Source organism: Microbacterium istanbulense, from assembly GCF_037204145.1.
Classification (GTDB): domain Bacteria; phylum Actinomycetota; class Actinomycetes; order Actinomycetales; family Microbacteriaceae; genus Microbacterium; species Microbacterium istanbulense.
In genome coordinates this window covers 87,007-104,012 of the sequence record NZ_JBBDGN010000005.1, presented here as the reverse complement: position 1 = coordinate 104,012, position 17,006 = coordinate 87,007, and the positions used below count along the sequence as shown (strand labels likewise).

Below are 17,006 nucleotides of genomic sequence, written 5' to 3'. Positions count from 1 at the left end.
AACGGCCCGCGAGTGTGGAAGAGGTCAGGCGGCGGCGCGGGCGACAGCCGCGATCGCGCTGGTGAAGAAGTTCAGGCCGTCGACGCCGGAGCGCATCGCTGCCGGGGTGTTCGGGCCGAAACCCGCCTCGACGGCATGCTCGGGGTGCGGCATGAGGCCCACCACATTGCCGCGCTCGTTCGTGATGCCGGCGATGTCGCGCAGCGACCCGTTCGGGTTCACGCCGAGGTAGCGGAACGCCACCTGGCCCTCGCCCTCGATGCGGTCGAGCGTCTCGTCGTTGGCGATGTAGCCGCCGTCGGCGTTCTTCAGCGGGATGATGATCTCCTGGCCGGCGGTGAAGCCGCTGGTCCAGGCGGTGTCGGCGTTCTCGACGATCAGGCGCTGATCGCGGCGCACGAAGTGCTGGTTGTCGTTGCGGATGAGGCCACCGGGCAGCAGGTGCGCCTCCACGAGCATCTGGAATCCGTTGCAGATGCCGAGCACGGGCATGCCGGCCGCGGCGGCATCCTTCACCTCTGCCATGATCGGCGAGAGCGCGGCGATCGCGCCGGCCCGCAGGTAGTCGCCGTAGCTGAAGCCGCCGGGCAGCACGAGGGCGTCGACGCCTTCGAGGTCGTGTGATCCGTGCCAGAGAGCGACGGGCTCGGCGCCGGCCACGCGGATCGCGCGCTGCGCGTCGCGGTCGTCCAGCGAACCGGGGAAGGTGACGACCCCGATGCGGACGGTCACTCGACCACCTCGACGCCCACGACGTCTTCGATGACGGAGTTCGAGAGCACCTCGTCGGCCAGGCGACGGGCCTCGGCGAGCAGCTCGTCGGTGACCTCGCCCTCGACGGTCAGCTCGAAGCGCTTGCCGATGCGCACATCGGAGAAGCCCTCGACGCCCAGGCGGGCGAATGCGCCGGAGACAGCCTTCCCCTGCGGGTCGAGCAGTTCGGACTTGGGCATGACGTCGACGACGATGGTGGGCATGAACGGCTCCGGGAGTCGTGGGCGAGAGACACGAGCAGTCTACCGCTGTATGAAGGCCGCACCGTCGCCGCTTGCGTCGGCAGCGACGGTGCGGCGAGGGGGAAGACCCGGGCGGAGGCGAACCCCCGTTGCTCCGACCGGGTGGGCCGAGATCTCCCCAGAAGACTCGACTCGTATGCCGCCCAAGCCATGGCGGCAGGACGCACTCCCTCATCAGCAGGTTAGAGTCAACACACCCGAAAGCGCACCGTGGAGAGTTCGGCCCGATCTGACTCTCCAAGAAGAGGATGACGATGAAGCTCAGCGAACTCGCTGAGAGCAGCGGCGCGAGCGCGTCCACTCTCAAGCATTGGATCCGGGTGGGCGTGCTGCCCGCCGGCCGACTGCGGAACAAGACGACGGCCGTCTATGACCAGAGTCATCTCGATCGCGCGCTGCTCATCCGTGCGATGAGAGAGGAGCATGGGGCATCCCTCGATGAGGTGCGCACCCTCACCACCCTCATCGACACGGAGGGCACGACGACCGTCGAGGTCATGAACGCATGCCAGGAGTTCATCTGGGGCATCCCGAACGACGTCGCCACCGACGATGCCTACGAGCCGTTCCGGGAGCGCACCTACGAGCTGATGCGTCGGCGCGGCTGGCGCGGCTACCCCGGTGCGGCCGAGCGCGGCATGACCCACGCGCTGGCCGTCGCGAGTGAGGTGGGGCTGGACTACGACGTCGAGCGACTCATGGAGTACGCCGACGCCGTCGAGCCGCTCGCCACCAAGCACGTCGCGGCGCTCGGCCCCGGATCGGCCGATGTCATCGCCCGGCGGATGCTGGCGGTCGTGACCGCCAGGGCGCGCCAGCTGTTGGCGATCAGCAACCTCGCGCACGCGGCCGTCTCGGTGCGTGGCGCCATCGAACGCGGTGATCTGCCGCCGCAGGCGGCGATGCCCCCGGCTCCTGAGGAGACGAAGGCATCCTGAGCCGCTCCGGTTAGGAGTGGAAGACGGTGTGCAGGTCGCCGATGAGTTCGCGGCCGCCCAGGCCCTCGATCTCGAACAGCACGCTGATGCCGGAGACCGTGCAGCCGACCTGCTCGACGAGCTGACGGCCGGCGGCGAGCGTGCCGCCGGTGGCGAGCACGTCGTCGATGAGCAGCATCCGGGTGCCGGCCGGGAGGTCGTCGTGCATCTCGATCGTGGCGGTGCCGTACTCGAGGGCGTAGTCGACGGATGCCGCGGGCCGCGGCAACTTGCCGGCCTTGCGGATCGGCACGAACCCGACCCCGGCGGCGATCGCCGCTGCACCGGCGAGGATGAACCCGCGGGCCTCGATGCCGGCGACCACGTCGAAGGTGCCCTCGAACGGGGCAAGGAGCGCCTCGGTCGTCGCCTTCAGCGCCGCGGCGTCGGTCAGCAGCGGGGTGATGTCGCGGAACAGGATGCCGGGCTCGGGGTAGTCGGGGATCTCACGGATGAGACCGGCGGCGCGGACGAGTTCGGGAGACAGCTCGGTGGTGGGCACCGGGCAAGATTACTCCGGCCGTGACTTGCTGTGCTCTGATGACAGTCTTTGCCATCGGAGATATCCTTGACCGATGAGCACCATGAACGTCTCGCTTCCGGCATCCATGAGGGATTACGTCGATCAGCGCGTCGCTCAGGCCAACTACGGCTCGGCAAGCGAGTACGTGCGTGACCTGATCCGGCGCGATCAGGCGCGCAGTGATCTGCGCGAACGTGTTCTGCTCGGGGCCGAGTCGCCACTGGTGACAGAGTCGACGGAGGATCTCTTTACGCGTCTGCGGGGCGCGGCAGGCGCATGAGTCTGCCTCTGCGTCGCAGGTCGCTCGCAGACGCAGATGTCGAGGACGCCGTTGCCTGGTACATCTCAGAGGCCGGTCCGGACGTCGCACTCGACCTCGTCGACGACATTGAGCGCGCCTATGAACTCATCGCCCAGAACCCCGGTATCGGGTCGATGCGGATCGGGCTGGAGATCGGCATCCCTGCGCTCCGCACCTTCACCCTGGAGCGCTTTCCGTATGCGATCTTCACCATGGAGTACGCCGACCGCGTCGAGGTGTGGCGGGTGCTGCACACGTCGCGCGACCTTGGTTCGTTGCTGAACGACGAGTAGGTCTGCACCTCCCGCTGGGGCTGCCGCGGATGGAAAGATGTCTTCATGACTCGCGCCTTCCCCGAAGACTTCCTGTTCGGCGTCGCCACGGCGGCTTACCAGATCGAAGGGGCGGCGTTCGAAGACGGCCGCACCGCCTCCATCTGGGATGCGTTCGCTCGCGTGCCGGGCGCCGTGTTGAACGCCGACAACGGTGACGTGGCCTGCGATCACTATCACCGCTACCCGCAGGATGTCGCGCTGATGAAGGACCTCGGGCTGCAGGTATACCGCTTCTCGACGTCATGGTCGCGCGTGCGCCCTGACGGCGGTCCGGTGAACCCCGCCGGCATTGACTTCTACAGCCGTCTCGTCGACGAACTGCTCGAGGCCGACATCATGCCCTGGCTCACGCTGCACCACTGGGACATGCCGCAGGCGCTGGAGGAGAAGGGCGGCTGGACGAGCCGCGACACGGTCGACCGGTTCGTCGAGTACGCGCTCAGCGTGCACGATGCGCTCGGCGACCGGGTGCAGCACTGGACGACGCTGAACGAGCCGTGGTGCTCGTCGTTCCTCTCTTATACGGCCGGCGCGCACGCGCCCGGTCGGTACGGCGTCGGCGACGGGATGCTCGCCGCACATCATCTGCTGCTCTCGCACGGCCGCACGGTGCAGGCGCTGCGCGAGCGGGCTCCGGAGCTTTCGCAGGGCATCACGCTGAACCTCACGGTGGCGGATGCCGCCGACCCTGCCGACCCGGCGGATGTGGATGCCGCGCGGCGCATCGACGGACAGTTCAACCGCTGGTTCCTCGACCCGATCTTCCGCGGCAGCTATCCGGCCGACATCGTGGAGGACTTCCGCGCGGTCGATCCCGACGCGGTGGCGCGCTGGGAGGATGCCGTGCAGCCGGGCGACCTGGAGGCGATCTCCACCCCGCTCGACGCGCTGGGCGTGAACTACTACCACGGCGAGATGCTCTCCGGGCATCCGCAGGGCACGGGCGGGACGCCGCACGATGGCGGCGATCTGGCCCGCCCGGTCGGCAACCCGTTCCCCTCGCACGAGGGCATCCACTGGGTCGAGCGGGGCCTGCCGCGCACGGGCATGGACTGGGAGGTGCAGCCCGAGGGGCTGACCCGCCTGCTGGTGCGCGTCGCAGAGGAGTACGCCCCCGGCGTCGCCCTGTACGTGACCGAGAACGGCGCCGCCTACGACGACGCGGTGGGCGAGGATGGCGTGGTCCACGACGCCGATCGGCTCGCGTTCCTGCAGGCCCATCTCGGCGCGAGCCTGGACGCGATCGAGCAGGGCGTCGACCTGCACGGCTACTTCTACTGGTCACTGATGGACAACTACGAGTGGTCGTGGGGTTACGAGAAGCGCTTCGGCATCGTGCGCGTCGACTACGACACGCTCGAGCGCACCGTGAAGGACAGCGGCGCCGAGTACGCCCGCATCATCGCCGCCCGCGCCCTCTGACCCGTCTTCCCCGCGGCATCCGGGATCCCCGTCTGCCCGCCTGGCCGCACCGTGTCCCACTTTTCGCAGGACATGTCCCACTTTCTGAAGAGCATGTCCCAAATTCTGCTGTGAAACCGGCGGTTTAACAGCAGAAAGTGGGACACGGTGTGGCGGGAGCGGCGGTCGGAGGGGGATGCAGGACGGCGGATGCGGGACGGCGGATGCGGATGCCGGACGGCGGATGCGGATGCGGATGCGGATGCGGGGCCCGGCCAGAAGACCGGACCCCGCGAGGGTCTGACGAACTGCTCAGACGAGCGGCGGGTCAGTTTCCGTAGAGCGCGACGACACCGGCACGGTCGGTGCTGGTCATCGACAGGTCATCCGACGAACCGTTGCACTGCGGGTAGTGCATGATCGACGAGGAGTCGTACGGGGTCAGCGGACGCCAGTTGTTGTCCTCGAAGCACGTGCCCGATTCGGGGCGGGTGTGCTCGTGGCGGAAGCCCAGCACGTGACCCAGCTCGTGGCCGATGATGTTGGTCGGCGTCCACGAGCCGGAGCTCCAGATCGAGTCATCGATGAGCACGTTCTGCTGGCGATCCGGCGTGCTGGGGAAGAAGGCCCGCGCGATGTACTGCGTGGTGGCTACCGGCTCGACCGAGAACACGACGGCGTTGTTGCGCGTGGTGCACTTGCTGTCGTTGCTGGGCAGGTAGACGAAGTTGATCTTCGACGAGGCCGCCTCCCACAGAGCGGCGCCGCTCTGCATGGCGTTGACGACGTCGGCGTGACGCGTGCCGAACTTGGTGCTCACGCAGTAGGTCAGGTTACTCACCTTCGACGCCGACCACTTGTCATCGATGCCGCTCACCGTGTTGACGATGAGTCCATCGGTGAGGGTCGCAGGCCCCATGAGCTTGTCGTAGAAGGCCCGCAGGTCGCTCTGCCCCGAGACGACCTCGTCGCCGTTGACGACGTAGCTGCCGTCGACGTCACGGAAGGTCGACGCCTTGAACTCCTGGTACGAAGGCGCGTCGGTGTCATCCGCCGGCGTCGCCGCGGCGGCCGGCAAGACGCATCCGATCGCGAGTGCGGCGGCCGCGGTGGCGGCGAGGGCGAGGGTTCTCCTGAGTCGCATACAGTGCTCCTTTTGAACTGTGCGATGAGCGCCCACCTGGTCGGCGAGCGCACTTCTAGCCGGGGAGGTGAGCACCTTTGCGTCACCTGTGAGGCTGAAGCCCGCCCACCGTAACCAGGGTGAAATATCGGTGTCAAGCAGTCGCGGGGCGTGCCGGAAAAGTTTCTGTGCCGAGGTGAAAAACCCCTATCCGGCCCAGATCGAAGGAATCGCCGACGCTCTCGCAGATACGCGGATCAGCCGTTTCCCATGCGAGCGAAGGCGCCCAGCACGCTGCGCTCGGAGGCGATGAGATAGCGCTCGAGTTCGTCTGCGGCGGCCTGTGGACCCCGCTCGACGAGTGCCGTCAGCACGGCGCGGTTCTTGCGCACGAACGGCTCGTGCAACGACCGCGGATCGTCGATCTTGAGGAACGCCAGCCGCAGCTCGGCGGCCACGTCACTGTACGTACGTGCGAGCCGGGGGCTGTCGGCGAGGTCGACGATCGCGAGGTGGAAGGCCATGTTGGCGCTGCCCACGCGCTGCCAATCCTCCGCCGGCAGATGTTCTTCCGCTTCGGCCAGCGCCTGCCGCATCCGCTGCACGGCAGGATGCTCGGGCTCTGACTCCCGCAGCGCCGTGCATTCGATCACGCGCCGCACGCGATAGATGTCGACGACGTCGGCGATCGTGGGCGAGGCGACCGACACCCCGCGGTGGGGGATGTGCTCGACCAGGCCCTGCTCGCTCAGCACGCGGAACGCCTCGCGCAGTGTGTTCCGTGAGACATCGAAGCGCTCGGCGAGAGCAGACTCCGACAGCCGCGACCCGGGGGCGAACTCGCCCGCGATGATGTGCTGTCGCAGCTCGTCGGCGAGCACGCGCTGGGGGACCATGCCCTCATGTTAGGCGGACTCCGCAGCATCCGTCCCACGTCATCCGAAAAATTGTTGAACAATATTGAAGGTAGTGTTCTACACTCGGTGTCATCCGACACCCACCAACGACGATGGGATCCCCCTTGACCGAGCAGACCTCTGCGCCCGTCTCCCCCGAAGACGAGGCGCGCATCGCCACCGCGAAGAAGCGGATCGGCCGCAGCGCCGTCATCGGCGCGATCTTCCTCATGGCCACCAGTGCCATCGGACCGGGCTTCATCACCCAGACCGCCACCTTCACCGCGCAGCTGGGAGCGGCGTTCGCCTTCGCCATCCTCGTCTCGGTGCTCATCGACATCGCCGTGCAGCTCAACGTCTGGCGCATGATCACCTCATCCGGAAAGCGCGCCGGTGAACTCGCCAACAGCGCGATCCCGTTCTCCGGCCACGTCATCGCCGCACTCGTGATCATCGGTGGCCTGGCCTTCAACATCGGCAACATTGCCGGCGGCGGCCTCGGCCTCAACGCCCTGCTCGGCATCGACCCGAAGGTCGGCGGGCTGCTCACCGGAGCGCTCGCGATCATCCTGTTCCTGATCAAGAAGGCCGGACGCGTGATGGACGTCGTGCTGGTCGTGCTCGGCGTCGGCATGATCGTGATGACCCTCGTCGTCGCGTTCATCTCGCAGCCGCCTGTCGGCGACGCGCTCCGGCAGACCTTCGCGCCCGACACCCTCAACTTCGCCACCATCACCACGATCGTCGGCGGCACCGTGGGTGGCTACATCACCTACTCCGGCGCGCACCGCTACCTCGACTCGGGCCACACAGGCCCCGAGCACGCGGGCCCGGTCATGAAGGCGGCGGCCAACGGCATCCTCGTCACCGGCATCATGCGGTACGTGCTGTTCCTCGCGATCCTCGGCGTCGTGGCATCGGGTGTGACCCTCGACCTCACCAGCCAGGCCGCCAACCCGGCCGGTCAGGCGTTCGGCGCGGTACTCGGCGACGCGGGTCTGCGCATCTTCGGTGCGATCTTCTGGGCCGCGGCGATCAGCTCGGTGATCGGCGCCGCCTACACCTCGGCGACCTTCCTCTCGACGTTCACCCGCCGCCTCGCCGTGGGGTGGCCGCTGCAGCTGGCGACCGTCGCGTTCATCGTCGTCTCGCTCATCGTCTACCTGTCGATCGGCACCGCGCCGGCAGCGATCCTGGTGTTCGTCGGCGGGTTCAACGGCCTGATCCTGCCGATCGGCCTCACCGTGTTCATGTACATCGGCTGGTTCCGCCGCGACCTGCTCGGCACGAAGAAGTACCCGCTGTGGCTGCTCATCGCCGGTACTGTCGTGACGGCGTTGACCTGGTACATGGGCGCCGTCTCGGTCGGCCCGATCTTCGCCTTCCTCGGAATGGGAGCATGACATGGCATCCATCGATCTGAACTCCGACCTGGGCGAGAACGTGCCTGGACGCATCGTCAGCGATGATGCGGCGATGCTCGAGATCGTCACCAGCGCGAACGTCTCGTGCGGATTCCACGCCGGCAGCCCCGAGGGCATCCGCGAGACCCTGGCCGCGGCGGTGGCGGGCGGTGTCGTCATCGGCGCGCACCCGGGCTACCGCGACTATGAGAACTTCGGACGCACGGCCATGGACCTCGATTCGGCCACGCTGCAGGCGCACGTCGAATACCAGCTGGGTGCGCTCATCGGTCTCACCGCGGCGGTCGGCGGACGCGTCGCGTACGTCAAGCCGCACGGTGCGCTCTACAACACCATCGCCCGCGATGAACGCCAGGCAGCTGATGTCGTCGCCGCGGTCCGGGCGATCGAGCCCGATCTCGTGCTGCTCGGGCTCGCCGGCGGCGTGGTGCTCGATGTCGCCGAGCGGGCGGGACTCCGCGTGGCCGCCGAGGCCTTCGCCGACCGGGCGTATCAGCCCGACGGGCAGCTCGTCTCGCGCACGCAGGACGGCGCTGTGCTGCACGACCCCGTCGCGGTCGCCGAGCGGATGGTCCGGTTCGCCGAGGAGGGCGTCATCCGAGCCATCGACGGAACCGATGTGCGCGTGGACGCGCAGTCGATCTGCGTGCACGGCGACAGCCCGGGTTCGGTCGCGATGGCAGCAGAGACCAAGCGGATGCTGCACGACGCCGGCATCACGATCGCCCCCTTCGCCTGATGCGCATCCTCACCGCATCCGATCGTGCGCTGCTCGTCGAGGCCGCCGACCTCGACGAGGCGATGCGCCTGAACCTCGCGTGGGACGGCGTGCCCGGTGTGGTCGAGCGCATTCCCGGCGCGCGGACGGTGCTGGTGAGATTCGATCCCGTGCGCGTGTCGGCGGCGGCGCTCGCCGACGTGCTCGCGGCGACGACAGCGGATGCCGCAGGCGCCGGCGCTGCCCGCGAGGTGACCGTGCCCGTGCGCTATGACGGCGAGGATCTCGCCGAGGTCGCGACGCTGCTGGGCGTATCCGCATCTGACGTCGTGGGCCGGCATCTCGCGGCCGACTGGCAGGTGGCGTTCTCGGGCTTCGCGCCCGGGTTCGGATACGCGGTCAGCGGTGACGCGCTGTTCGATGTGCCCCGCCGCTCCTCGCCTCGCACCCGCGTGCCGGCCGGCTCGGTCGCGCTCGCCGGGCACTTCACCGGCGTATATCCGCGCGAGAGCCCCGGTGGCTGGCAGCTCATCGGCCGGACGGATGCCGTGATGTGGGACATCGACCGCGATCCTCCCGCCCTGCTCTCGCCCGGCACCCGCGTGCGTTTCGTGCGCGCCGAGCGGGAGATGGTGGAGGTCCCTGAGCGAGCGCAGCGAGACGAAGGGTCTGAGCGCCCTTCGTCTCGTCGCTTCGCTCCTCGTTCAGGGACCGTGCAGGCAGACGAAGGGTGGGTCGCTGAGCTTGTCGAAGCGCCCCGCCCGGCCGTCGAGGTCGTCCGGCCGTCGCTGCAGCTGCTCATCCAAGACCTCGGCCGCCCCGGCCATGCGGCGCTCGGCGTCTCGGCATCCGGTGTCGCCGATCGCACCGCGCTGCGCGACGTGAACCGTGCCGTCGGCAACGCGGCGACCGCCGCGGTGCTCGAAAGTGTCGGCGGCGCCGTTCTGCGTTTCCGCGGCGCGGGGGTCGCCGCCGTCGCCGGAGCGATCGGCGCCCTCACGCTCACCGACGTCGAGGGCACCGCTCGCCCCATCGCGCACGGCGTCCCGTTCGCGACCGTCGACGGTGACGAGCTGCACCTCGGCGCTCCCGAGCGTGGCCTGCGCTATGTGATCGGGGTGCGCGGCGGCATCCGTTCGGCCGCGTCCCTCGGCAGCACGGCATCCGACACCCTCGCCGGTCTCGGCCCCGCACCCCTCAACGCGGGCGACGTCGTCGAGATCGGCACGGATGCTCCGCATGCCGTCGACCCGTATCCCCAGCTGCGCTCGCTGCCGGCATCCGGTGATCTCGTCGTCCTCGACATCACCCTCGGGCCGCGCGAGGACTGGTTCACGCCCGCCGCTCTCGCCACCCTGACCGACCAGGAATGGGTGGTCACGCCGCGTTCTGACCGGGTGGGCATCCGCCTGCACGGCGAGCGTTCGCTGGAACGAGCCGTGCCTGGCGAGCTGCCGAGCGAAGGCGCCGTCACCGGGGCCATCCAGGTGCCTGCCGACGGGCAGCCCGTGCTGTTCCTGCCCGACCATCCGCTCACCGGGGGATACCCGATCATCGGTGCGCTGACCGATTGCTGTCTGGACCTCGCCGGGCAGTTGCCGCCGGGGGCGCGCATTCGGTTCCGGGTCGCGGCGCCGGGAGCGGCCGTCGGATGCCGGGGAGCGGATGCTGCCGACGCGGCGTGTCCGCCCTCGACACGCCGTGCTGACGCCGAACCGTCCCTGAAATCCGACACGGATGCCGCGCCTGCAGCATCCACCACCCGCCGCGCACGGCGCGCCTCGCAGACCGCCACCGGGGAAGGACTCCCGTCATGACCAGCATCCTCATCGCCAACCGGGGCGAGATCGCCGTCCGCGTGATTCGCGCGTGCGCCGAGGCCGGGTACACCTCGGTTGCCGTCTACGCCGATCAGGATGCCGATGCACTGCACGTCCGTCTGGCAGACGAGGCTGTGGGGCTCGGCGGGACGACCGCCGCCGACAGCTACCTGTCGATCGACGCCATCCTGCGGGCGGCCGAGATCGCCGGCGCGGATGCCGTGCATCCCGGGTACGGATTCCTGTCGGAGAGCGCCGCGTTCGCGCGCGCCGTCGAAGCGGCCGGCCTCGTCTGGATCGGCCCGACCCCCGAGAGCATCGACGCCCTGGGCGACAAGATGACCGCCCGCCGCATCGCGCAGCGCGTGGGCGCGCCGCTCGCCGCCGGCACGGATGAACCCCTCTCAGGCCCCGCCGAGGCGGTCGCCTTCGCCGAGCAGCACGGCCTGCCGATCGCGATCAAGGCCGCATTCGGCGGCGGCGGGCGAGGGCTCAAGGTCGTCCGCGAGCTCGACGAGGTGGCCGAGGCGTTCGACGCGGCTACTCGCGAGGCGATCGTCGCGTTCGGGCGGGGCGAGTGCTTCGTCGAGCGCTTCCTCGAAAGCCCCCGGCACATCGAGGTGCAGGTGCTCGGTGACGGACGCGGCGGCGTGATCGCCGTCGGCGACCGCGACTGCTCGATGCAGCGTCGCAATCAGAAGCTCATCGAAGAGGCCCCGGCGCCGGGGCTGACCGCCGAGCAGCGCGAGCGCCTGCACGATGCCGCCCGCCGGATCTGCGGTGAGGTCGACTATCGCGGGGCAGGCACGGTGGAGTTCCTGCTCGCGGCCGACGGCACGATCTCCTTCCTCGAGGTGAACACGCGCCTGCAGGTGGAGCATCCGGTCACCGAGGAGGTCACCGGCGTCGACCTTGTCCGCGAGCAGTTCCGGATCGCGTTCGGTGACGGGCCCTCGCTGACGCAGACGCCGCGCGTGCGCGGGCACGCCTTCGAGTTTCGGATCAACGCCGAAGATCCCGGGCGCGGGTTCCTGCCCAGTCCCGGTCGCGTCGAGGTGCTGCGCGTTCCGGGCGGGCCAGGCGTGCGCTGGGACAGCGGCATCGAGGCAGGGGATGCCGTGCAGCCGGCGTTCGACTCGATGATCGCGAAGCTCATCGTGCACGCCGACACGCGGGACGACGCACTCGTGCGGGCCCGCCGCGCGCTGCGTGAACTCGACGTCGAGGGGCCGGCGACCGTGATCGGCTTCGACCGGCTCGCGATCGAGCAGCCCGAGTTCGCGACGGCGACGTTCGCCGTGCACACGCAGTGGATCGAGTCGGCCCTCATGTCGCGCATCGAGCCGCAGCTGCGCCCTGCGGCGGTGACGGATGCTGCGCTTGCCCGGTTCCCGGTGGAGATCGACGGCCGGCGGGTGATGCTCGGTGTGCCGCTCGGCCTGCTGGCCGGCTTCGCCGGTGCGGAGACCGAGCCGGAGGCTGCCGGTCAGACGGATCCCGGCGAACTGCGCTCACCCGCCCCCGGAACCCTGGTGCGCTGGCTCGTGGACGACGGCACCGAGGTCGCTGAGGGCGATGCCGTGGCGGTGCTGGATGCCATGAAGATGGAGACCGCGGTGGTCGCCCACCGCAGCGGAGTGCTGGCCCACGTGGCATCCGTCGGTGCCGTGCTCGCTGCCGACGCCCCCCTCGCCCACATCGCCTGACCCCGGGGCATCCACCCCCCTTGTCCCACTTTCTGCTGTACGTGTCCCACTTTTCGCAGAGCATGTCCCAAAAAGCGCTCCTAACCGGGTGGTTTGGGAGCGCTTTTCGGGACATGGATGCCCGGGGACGGGAGGATGCCCGGGGTGGATGGGTGCCCCGGGGCGGATGGGTGCCCGGGGGTGGGAGGATCAGGCCGGGTCGCCACCCAGAGGGCCGACGGCGGGGATGGGGCCGCCGTCATCCGCACCGGTCTGGCGCCAGCGGGCCACCGCATTGCCCAGGTGGTAGATCACCAATGCAGCGACGGTGCCGAGCACGATCGCTCCGAGCTGGAACGCGCCCCAACTCATCGCGAATCCGGCGATCGCGATGACGAACGACACCGCGACGGTGTACTGGTTGACCGGGCGTGAGAAGTCCACGCGGTTGTCGACCCAGATCTTGATGCCGATGACGCCGATGAGGCCGTACAGCGCGGTGGTCACGCCGCCGAGCACCCCGGGCGGGATGGTGTTGAAGATGACGCCGACCTTGGGCGAGAACGCCAGCAGGATCGCCACGGTTCCGGCCACCCAGTACGCGGCGGTCGAGTAGACGCGGGTCGCCGCCATCACGCCGATGTTCTCGCCATAGGTGGTCGTGCCCGAACCGCCGAAGCTGCCGGCGATCGTGGTCGCGAGGCCGTCGGCGATGAGCGCGCGGCCGGTGTGCTTGTTGATGGCCGGGTCTTCGGTCATGGTGGCAACGCCGCGCACATGACCCACGTTCTCGGCGATGAGCACGAGCACGACGGGCAGGAACATCGGCACGAGCGCCCAGGCCGACGGGTCGGCGAAGGATGCGAGGTGGAACTCCGGGAGGCCGATCCAGGCGGCATCCGCCACGGCCGAGAAGTCGATCTGACCGGTGACGGCAGCGATGACGTACCCGACGATCACGCCGAGGAAGATCGAGATGCGGCCGAGGAACCCGCGGAACAGCACGCTGAACAGCACGACGGCCGCGAGCGTCACGGTGGCGAGCTCGGGCTGCAGCTTGTAGTTGTTCCAGGCCGCGGGGGCGAGGTTGAAGCCGATCAGCGCCACGATCGACCCGGCCACCACGGGCGGCATGAGCTTGTCGATCCAGCCGGTGCCGACCGCCTGCACGAGGAATCCGATCGCGGCGAGCAGCACACCGGCGGCGGCGACACCGACCAGGGCTTGCGCGATCTGCTCGCCGGTCTCGAGCGCCTTGCCGCTGTTGACCGCCGTGATCGGAGCGATGAACGCGAACGACGAACCGAGGTAGCTGGGCAGGCGGTTGCGGGTGAGCAGCAGGAACAGCAGGGTACCGACGCCCGAGAACAGCAGGGTCGTCGAGACCGGGAAGCCCGTGATGATCGGCACGAGGAACGTGGCGCCGAACATGGCGACGACGTGCTGGGCGCCGATCGCGATGGTGGCGGGCCAGTTCAGGCGCTCATCGGGGGCGACGACCTGGCCGGGCGCGACGGTACGTCCGTCGCCGTGAATCTTCCACAGCGGCATGGGGCTCTCCTAGGGATTGGAGCGGTGGGGGATGCTGGAGAAACACTATCGACCGGCGGATGCTGACGCGTATCAGAGACGAAGGATGCCGCGCCCGGCGCGTCGGGGCGCGACACGCCGGGCGGGGCCATCTGATCCCTCAGACCCGACACTGCGGCGGGATCCGACACTGCGGCGGCATCCGACGGCGCGACGACATGGCCGCCGCCGCGGGTACTACGCGGTGAGCCGCTCGATCAACTCGCGGTAGCGACCGGCGGTGCGCTCGACGATCTCGTCGGGGAGTGCGGGCGGCTCGCCCTGCTTGTCCCAGTTGGATGCCAGCCAGTCGCGCACGATCTGCTTGTCGAAGCTTGCCATCCGCTCGGCCGGGGTCGTGCCGGTGTTCCACGCGTCAGCATCCCAGTACCGCGACGAGTCGCTGGTGAGAACCTCATCGGCCAGGCGCAGGGTGCCGTCGGCATCCGTCCCGAACTCGAACTTGGTGTCGGCGAGGATGAGCCCGTGCTCCTCGGCGATCGCCGCGGCCTGCGTGTAGATCGCGAGTGACGTGTCGCGCAGTCGCGCGGCCATTTCGGGGCCGACCAGTTCTTCCGCACGCTCGAAGGTGATGTTCTCGTCGTGCTCGCCCATGGGTGCCTTGTACGCGGGGGTGAACAGGGGCTCGGGCAGTCGGTCGCCGTTCTCGAGGCCCACCGGAAGGGGGATGCCGCATACCGTTCCCTCGGCGACGTACTCGGCCCATCCGGTGCCGGTGAGGTATCCGCGCACGACGCACTCGATCGGCAGCATCTGCAGTGACTGGGCGAGCATGGCTCGGTCGGCGACGACGGCGGGGATCTCGCCGTCGGCCAGATGGTTGGGAATCTCGTCGAGCTGGTCGAACCACCACCGGCTGAGCGTGGTGAGCAGGGCCCCCTTCTCGGGGATGCCGGGGGAGAGCACGAAATCGAACGCGCTCACCCGGTCTGATGCGACGACGAGGATGCGGTCATCGCCCGGGTCTTCGGAGGCGTACAGGTCGCGCACCTTTCCGGAGTAGACGTGCCGCCAACCGGGGATGCTCTGCGCTTCGCTCACGTGTTCATTATCGCGGGTGCGCGGCGCCCTCAGTGCGGGGGCGGATCTTCGCCCCCGGGTGTACCGTTGCTCGGTGACTTCACCTGCGGCATCCGACACTTCCACGCGCAAGCCGTGGCCGGCCCTCTGGGCCCTGGTCATCGGGTTCTTCATGATTCTGGTCGACACGACGATCGTGTCGGTGGCGAACCCGGCGATCAAGGCCGCGCTCGATCCGGACACGAACAACCTCGACAACGTCGTATGGGTCACCAGCGCCTACCTGCTCGCCTATGCGGTGCCGCTGCTCATCACCGGGCGGCTGGGTGATCGGTTCGGGCCGAAGAACATCTACCTCATCGGCCTGGCGATCTTCACGCTCGCGTCGCTGTGGTGCGGTCTGTCCACGACGCTCGAGATGCTGATCATCGCCCGCGCCGTGCAGGGCTTCGGTGCGGCCTTCATGACGCCGCAGACGATGGCCGTCATCACCCGCACGTTCCCCGCCGATCGTCGTGGCGCGGCCATGGGCCTTTGGGGTGCGACGGCCGGCGTGGCTACTCTTGTCGGGCCGCTGCTCGGCGGCGTGCTCGTCGACGCCCTCGGCTGGGAGTGGATCTTCTTCGTGAACATCCCCGTCGGCATCGTCGGTTTCGTGCTCGCCGCCATCCTCGTGCCGCGTCTGAAGACGCACCCGCACCGTTTCGACCTGGTCGGCGTGGTGCTCAGCGCGGCGGCGATCTTCCTCATCGTGTTCGGTCTGCAGGAGGGGGAGAAGTTCGACTGGGGCACGATCACCGGGCCGATCACCGTGTGGGGGCTGATCATCTCCGGCGTCGTGCTGCTGGCGGTGTTCATCGTGCAGCAGCGCTACACCCGCAGCGAGTCGCTCGTTCCTCTCGAGCTGTTCCGCGACCGCAACTTTGCCGGCGCGAACGTCGCGATCGCCGCCGTCGGCTTCACCGTGACGAGCATGTCGCTGCCGTACATGTTCTACCTGCAGCTCGCGCGCGGCCTCACCCCCACTGAGGCAGCCCTGCTGATGATCCCGATGGCGGTGATCTCGGGCCTCCTCGCCCCGGTCGCCGGTGCGCTGCTCGACCGTGTCGATCCGCGGCTCATCCTCATTCCTGGGCTGCTCTGCGTCGGCGGCGCGATCGTGTGGAACGCCGCGCTGATGAATCTCGACACCCCGACCTGGATGTTCCTGCTGCCGTCGACCCTGCTCGGCATCGGCAGCGCTGGCATGTGGGGCCCGCTCGCGACGACCGCGACCCGGCAGCTGCCCCCGCGGCAGGCCGGCGCTGGCGCCGGTATCTATAACACCACCCGCACGATCGGCTCGGTGGTCGGTTCTGCGGCGATCGCGGCGTTCATGCAGGCGCGCCTGGAGGCCAACCTTCCGGCAGGCGCCGCCGAAGCGCCAGCCGGAGAGGGATTCGCCGGTGGTGCACTTCCGCCCGTGATCGCAGAGGGCTTCTCGACCGGCATGGCGCAGTCCATGCTGTTGCCGGCATGTGTCATGGTGGTCGCGCTCGTGGCCTCGTTGTTCCTCGGGCGGTCGCAGCCGGCGGGGGCCGCCAAGAAGGTGTGATGGGATGGGCGGATGCTGATCGCACTCGCCCGTCCCTCGGTCGACCTCTTTGACTCCTGGGCCGCCACGGTCGCAGAGTTCGGGGGTGTGCACATCGACGGCGCGGGTCTCGAGCTCGGTACCGTGCCGACGAAGGATGCCGCCGAGGAGTTCATCGTCAGGGCCGAGCTGTACGCGCGGCCCGGCGCGGAACTGCCCGAGGGGCACGTGCCATGCGACTACTTCTGGATCACGGATGCCGACGAGGTGGTGGGCTTCATCGCGTTCCGACGCGAGCTCAACGACTGGCTGCGGCGCTTCGGTGGGCACATCGGCTACTCGGTGCGCCCCTCGCGGCGACGGGAGGGCATCGTCTCAGCGGCGCTGCGGATGCTGCTCGACCGCGCCCGCGCCGAGGGCTACGACCGGGTGATGCTCACCTGCGATGACGACAACCCCGGATCGTTCCGCACGATCGAAGGTGCCGGTGGGGTGCTCGAAGACGTGGTGGATGCGGCCGATGAGGGGCATCCGCGCCTTCGGCGCTACTGGATTCCGCTCGCCTGAGCCGTCTTTCTGGGTCGACGCGCCGCTCCTGCGCTGA

17 protein-coding genes are annotated in these 17,006 nt (G+C 68.9%); 10 read left to right on the top strand and 7 right to left on the bottom strand.

Going from position 1 to position 17,006, the window contains the following annotated elements:
- Nucleotides 1-24 precede the first annotated feature (24 nt).
- Entirely contained in the window at nucleotides 25-732 is a 708-nt protein-coding gene (purQ, locus tag WDU93_RS07060; protein ID WP_337318991.1) for a phosphoribosylformylglycinamidine synthase subunit PurQ, read from the bottom strand.
- Nucleotides 729-977, bottom strand: a complete 249-nt coding sequence (purS, locus tag WDU93_RS07055) for a phosphoribosylformylglycinamidine synthase subunit PurS (RefSeq protein ID WP_337318989.1) — start codon at nucleotides 975-977, stop codon at nucleotides 729-731. Before purS ends, purQ begins: the two co-directional genes overlap by 4 nt.
- Nucleotides 978-1,264: 287 nt before the next feature.
- On the opposite strand from purS, the gene WDU93_RS07050 reads away from it, so the two are divergent.
- Nucleotides 1,265-1,954, top strand: a complete 690-nt coding sequence (locus WDU93_RS07050; protein WP_337318987.1) for a MerR family transcriptional regulator — start codon at nucleotides 1,265-1,267, stop codon at nucleotides 1,952-1,954.
- Between the two features lie 10 nt (nucleotides 1,955-1,964).
- On the opposite strand, the gene WDU93_RS07045 is transcribed toward WDU93_RS07050, so the two are convergent.
- Nucleotides 1,965-2,495, bottom strand: a complete 531-nt coding sequence (locus tag WDU93_RS07045) for an adenine phosphoribosyltransferase (protein WP_337318984.1) — start codon at nucleotides 2,493-2,495, stop codon at nucleotides 1,965-1,967.
- A gap of 73 nt (nucleotides 2,496-2,568) precedes the next feature.
- On the opposite strand from WDU93_RS07045, the gene WDU93_RS07040 reads away from it, so the two are divergent.
- Genes WDU93_RS07040 through WDU93_RS07030 form a run of 3 tightly spaced genes read left to right on the top strand, consistent with a single transcriptional unit; the run spans nucleotide 2,569 to nucleotide 4,574 of the window.
- Entirely contained in the window at nucleotides 2,569-2,796 is a 228-nt protein-coding gene (locus tag WDU93_RS07040) for a type II toxin-antitoxin system ParD family antitoxin (RefSeq protein WP_337318982.1), read from the top strand.
- Nucleotides 2,793-3,110, top strand: coding sequence for a type II toxin-antitoxin system RelE/ParE family toxin (locus tag WDU93_RS07035; RefSeq protein WP_337318980.1), 318 nt, complete (start codon nucleotides 2,793-2,795; stop codon nucleotides 3,108-3,110). Before WDU93_RS07040 ends, WDU93_RS07035 begins: the two co-directional genes overlap by 4 nt.
- Nucleotides 3,111-3,155: 45 nt before the next feature.
- On the top strand, nucleotides 3,156-4,574 hold the full coding sequence (locus tag WDU93_RS07030) for a glycoside hydrolase family 1 protein (RefSeq protein WP_337318977.1): 1,419 nt from the start codon (nucleotides 3,156-3,158) through the stop codon (nucleotides 4,572-4,574).
- 307 nt (nucleotides 4,575-4,881) lie between these two features.
- Here the strand turns inward: WDU93_RS07030 and WDU93_RS07025 are convergent, their stop codons facing one another.
- Both WDU93_RS07025 and WDU93_RS07020 read right to left on the bottom strand, forming a co-directional pair.
- Complete coding sequence (locus WDU93_RS07025) at nucleotides 4,882-5,697, bottom strand: M57 family metalloprotease (protein ID WP_337318975.1); 816 nt, start codon at nucleotides 5,695-5,697, stop codon at nucleotides 4,882-4,884.
- A gap of 236 nt (nucleotides 5,698-5,933) precedes the next feature.
- Nucleotides 5,934-6,572 (bottom strand): GntR family transcriptional regulator, encoded by a 639-nt coding sequence (locus WDU93_RS07020; RefSeq protein ID WP_337318973.1) that lies wholly within the window; start codon nucleotides 6,570-6,572, stop codon nucleotides 5,934-5,936.
- A gap of 125 nt (nucleotides 6,573-6,697) precedes the next feature.
- On the opposite strand from WDU93_RS07020, the gene WDU93_RS07015 reads away from it, so the two are divergent.
- The 4 genes from WDU93_RS07015 to WDU93_RS07000 are packed head-to-tail and all read left to right on the top strand — an operon-like array spanning nucleotide 6,698 to nucleotide 12,240.
- Nucleotides 6,698-7,975, top strand: coding sequence for an NRAMP family divalent metal transporter (locus WDU93_RS07015; protein ID WP_337318971.1), 1,278 nt, complete (start codon nucleotides 6,698-6,700; stop codon nucleotides 7,973-7,975).
- Between the two features lies 1 nt (nucleotide 7,976).
- The gene (locus WDU93_RS07010; protein WP_337318969.1) at nucleotides 7,977-8,735 is read left to right on the top strand and encodes a LamB/YcsF family protein; all 759 of its coding nucleotides are present in this window, start codon (nucleotides 7,977-7,979) and stop codon (nucleotides 8,733-8,735) included.
- The gene (locus WDU93_RS07005; protein ID WP_337318966.1) at nucleotides 8,735-10,531 is read left to right on the top strand and encodes a 5-oxoprolinase subunit B/C family protein; all 1,797 of its coding nucleotides are present in this window, start codon (nucleotides 8,735-8,737) and stop codon (nucleotides 10,529-10,531) included. Before WDU93_RS07010 ends, WDU93_RS07005 begins: the two co-directional genes overlap by 1 nt.
- Nucleotides 10,528-12,240, top strand: coding sequence for an acetyl/propionyl/methylcrotonyl-CoA carboxylase subunit alpha (locus WDU93_RS07000; RefSeq protein ID WP_337318964.1), 1,713 nt, complete (start codon nucleotides 10,528-10,530; stop codon nucleotides 12,238-12,240). Before WDU93_RS07005 ends, WDU93_RS07000 begins: the two co-directional genes overlap by 4 nt.
- Nucleotides 12,241-12,429: 189 nt before the next feature.
- Here WDU93_RS07000 and WDU93_RS06995 read toward each other — a convergent pair whose 3' ends face one another.
- Together WDU93_RS06995 and WDU93_RS06990 are read right to left on the bottom strand one after the other, a co-directional pair.
- Nucleotides 12,430-13,770, bottom strand: coding sequence for a uracil-xanthine permease family protein (locus WDU93_RS06995; RefSeq protein WP_337318962.1), 1,341 nt, complete (start codon nucleotides 13,768-13,770; stop codon nucleotides 12,430-12,432).
- Nucleotides 13,771-13,986: 216 nt separating this feature from the next.
- Nucleotides 13,987-14,850, bottom strand: a complete 864-nt coding sequence (locus WDU93_RS06990; protein ID WP_337318961.1) for a phosphoribosylaminoimidazolesuccinocarboxamide synthase — start codon at nucleotides 14,848-14,850, stop codon at nucleotides 13,987-13,989.
- Between WDU93_RS06990 and WDU93_RS06985 the strand changes: the two genes are divergently transcribed.
- The gene (locus WDU93_RS06985; RefSeq protein ID WP_420064047.1) at nucleotides 14,831-16,423 is read left to right on the top strand and encodes a DHA2 family efflux MFS transporter permease subunit; all 1,593 of its coding nucleotides are present in this window, start codon (nucleotides 14,831-14,833) and stop codon (nucleotides 16,421-16,423) included. The two genes, WDU93_RS06990 and WDU93_RS06985, sit on opposite strands and share 20 nt — an antisense overlap.
- Before the next feature lie 12 nt (nucleotides 16,424-16,435).
- Nucleotides 16,436-16,969, top strand: coding sequence for a GNAT family N-acetyltransferase (locus WDU93_RS06980; protein ID WP_337318957.1), 534 nt, complete (start codon nucleotides 16,436-16,438; stop codon nucleotides 16,967-16,969).
- The last annotated feature ends 37 nt before the right edge of the window (nucleotides 16,970-17,006 follow it).

Excerpts from the sequence above, each read along its gene's own strand:
- purS (WP_337318989.1), bottom strand. The coding sequence starts at position 977 with ATGCCCACCATCGTCGTCGACGTCATGCCCAAGTCCGAACTGCTCGAC.
- WDU93_RS07050 (WP_337318987.1), top strand. The coding sequence starts at position 1,265 with ATGACGATGAAGCTCAGCGAACTCGCTGAGAGCAGCGGCGCGAGCGCG.
- WDU93_RS07040 (WP_337318982.1), top strand. The coding sequence starts at position 2,569 with ATGAGCACCATGAACGTCTCGCTTCCGGCATCCATGAGGGATTACGTC.
- WDU93_RS07035 (WP_337318980.1), top strand. The coding sequence starts at position 2,793 with ATGAGTCTGCCTCTGCGTCGCAGGTCGCTCGCAGACGCAGATGTCGAG.
- WDU93_RS07030 (WP_337318977.1), top strand. The coding sequence starts at position 3,156 with ATGACTCGCGCCTTCCCCGAAGACTTCCTGTTCGGCGTCGCCACGGCG.
- WDU93_RS07025 (WP_337318975.1), bottom strand. The coding sequence starts at position 5,697 with ATGCGACTCAGGAGAACCCTCGCCCTCGCCGCCACCGCGGCCGCCGCA.
- WDU93_RS07020 (WP_337318973.1), bottom strand. The coding sequence starts at position 6,572 with ATGGTCCCCCAGCGCGTGCTCGCCGACGAGCTGCGACAGCACATCATC.
- WDU93_RS07010 (WP_337318969.1), top strand. The coding sequence starts at position 7,977 with ATGGCATCCATCGATCTGAACTCCGACCTGGGCGAGAACGTGCCTGGA.
- WDU93_RS07005 (WP_337318966.1), top strand. The coding sequence starts at position 8,735 with ATGCGCATCCTCACCGCATCCGATCGTGCGCTGCTCGTCGAGGCCGCC.
- WDU93_RS07000 (WP_337318964.1), top strand. The coding sequence starts at position 10,528 with ATGACCAGCATCCTCATCGCCAACCGGGGCGAGATCGCCGTCCGCGTG.
- WDU93_RS06995 (WP_337318962.1), bottom strand. The coding sequence starts at position 13,770 with ATGCCGCTGTGGAAGATTCACGGCGACGGACGTACCGTCGCGCCCGGC.
- WDU93_RS06985 (WP_420064047.1), top strand. The coding sequence starts at position 14,831 with ATGCTCTGCGCTTCGCTCACGTGTTCATTATCGCGGGTGCGCGGCGCC.
- WDU93_RS06980 (WP_337318957.1), top strand. The coding sequence starts at position 16,436 with ATGCTGATCGCACTCGCCCGTCCCTCGGTCGACCTCTTTGACTCCTGG.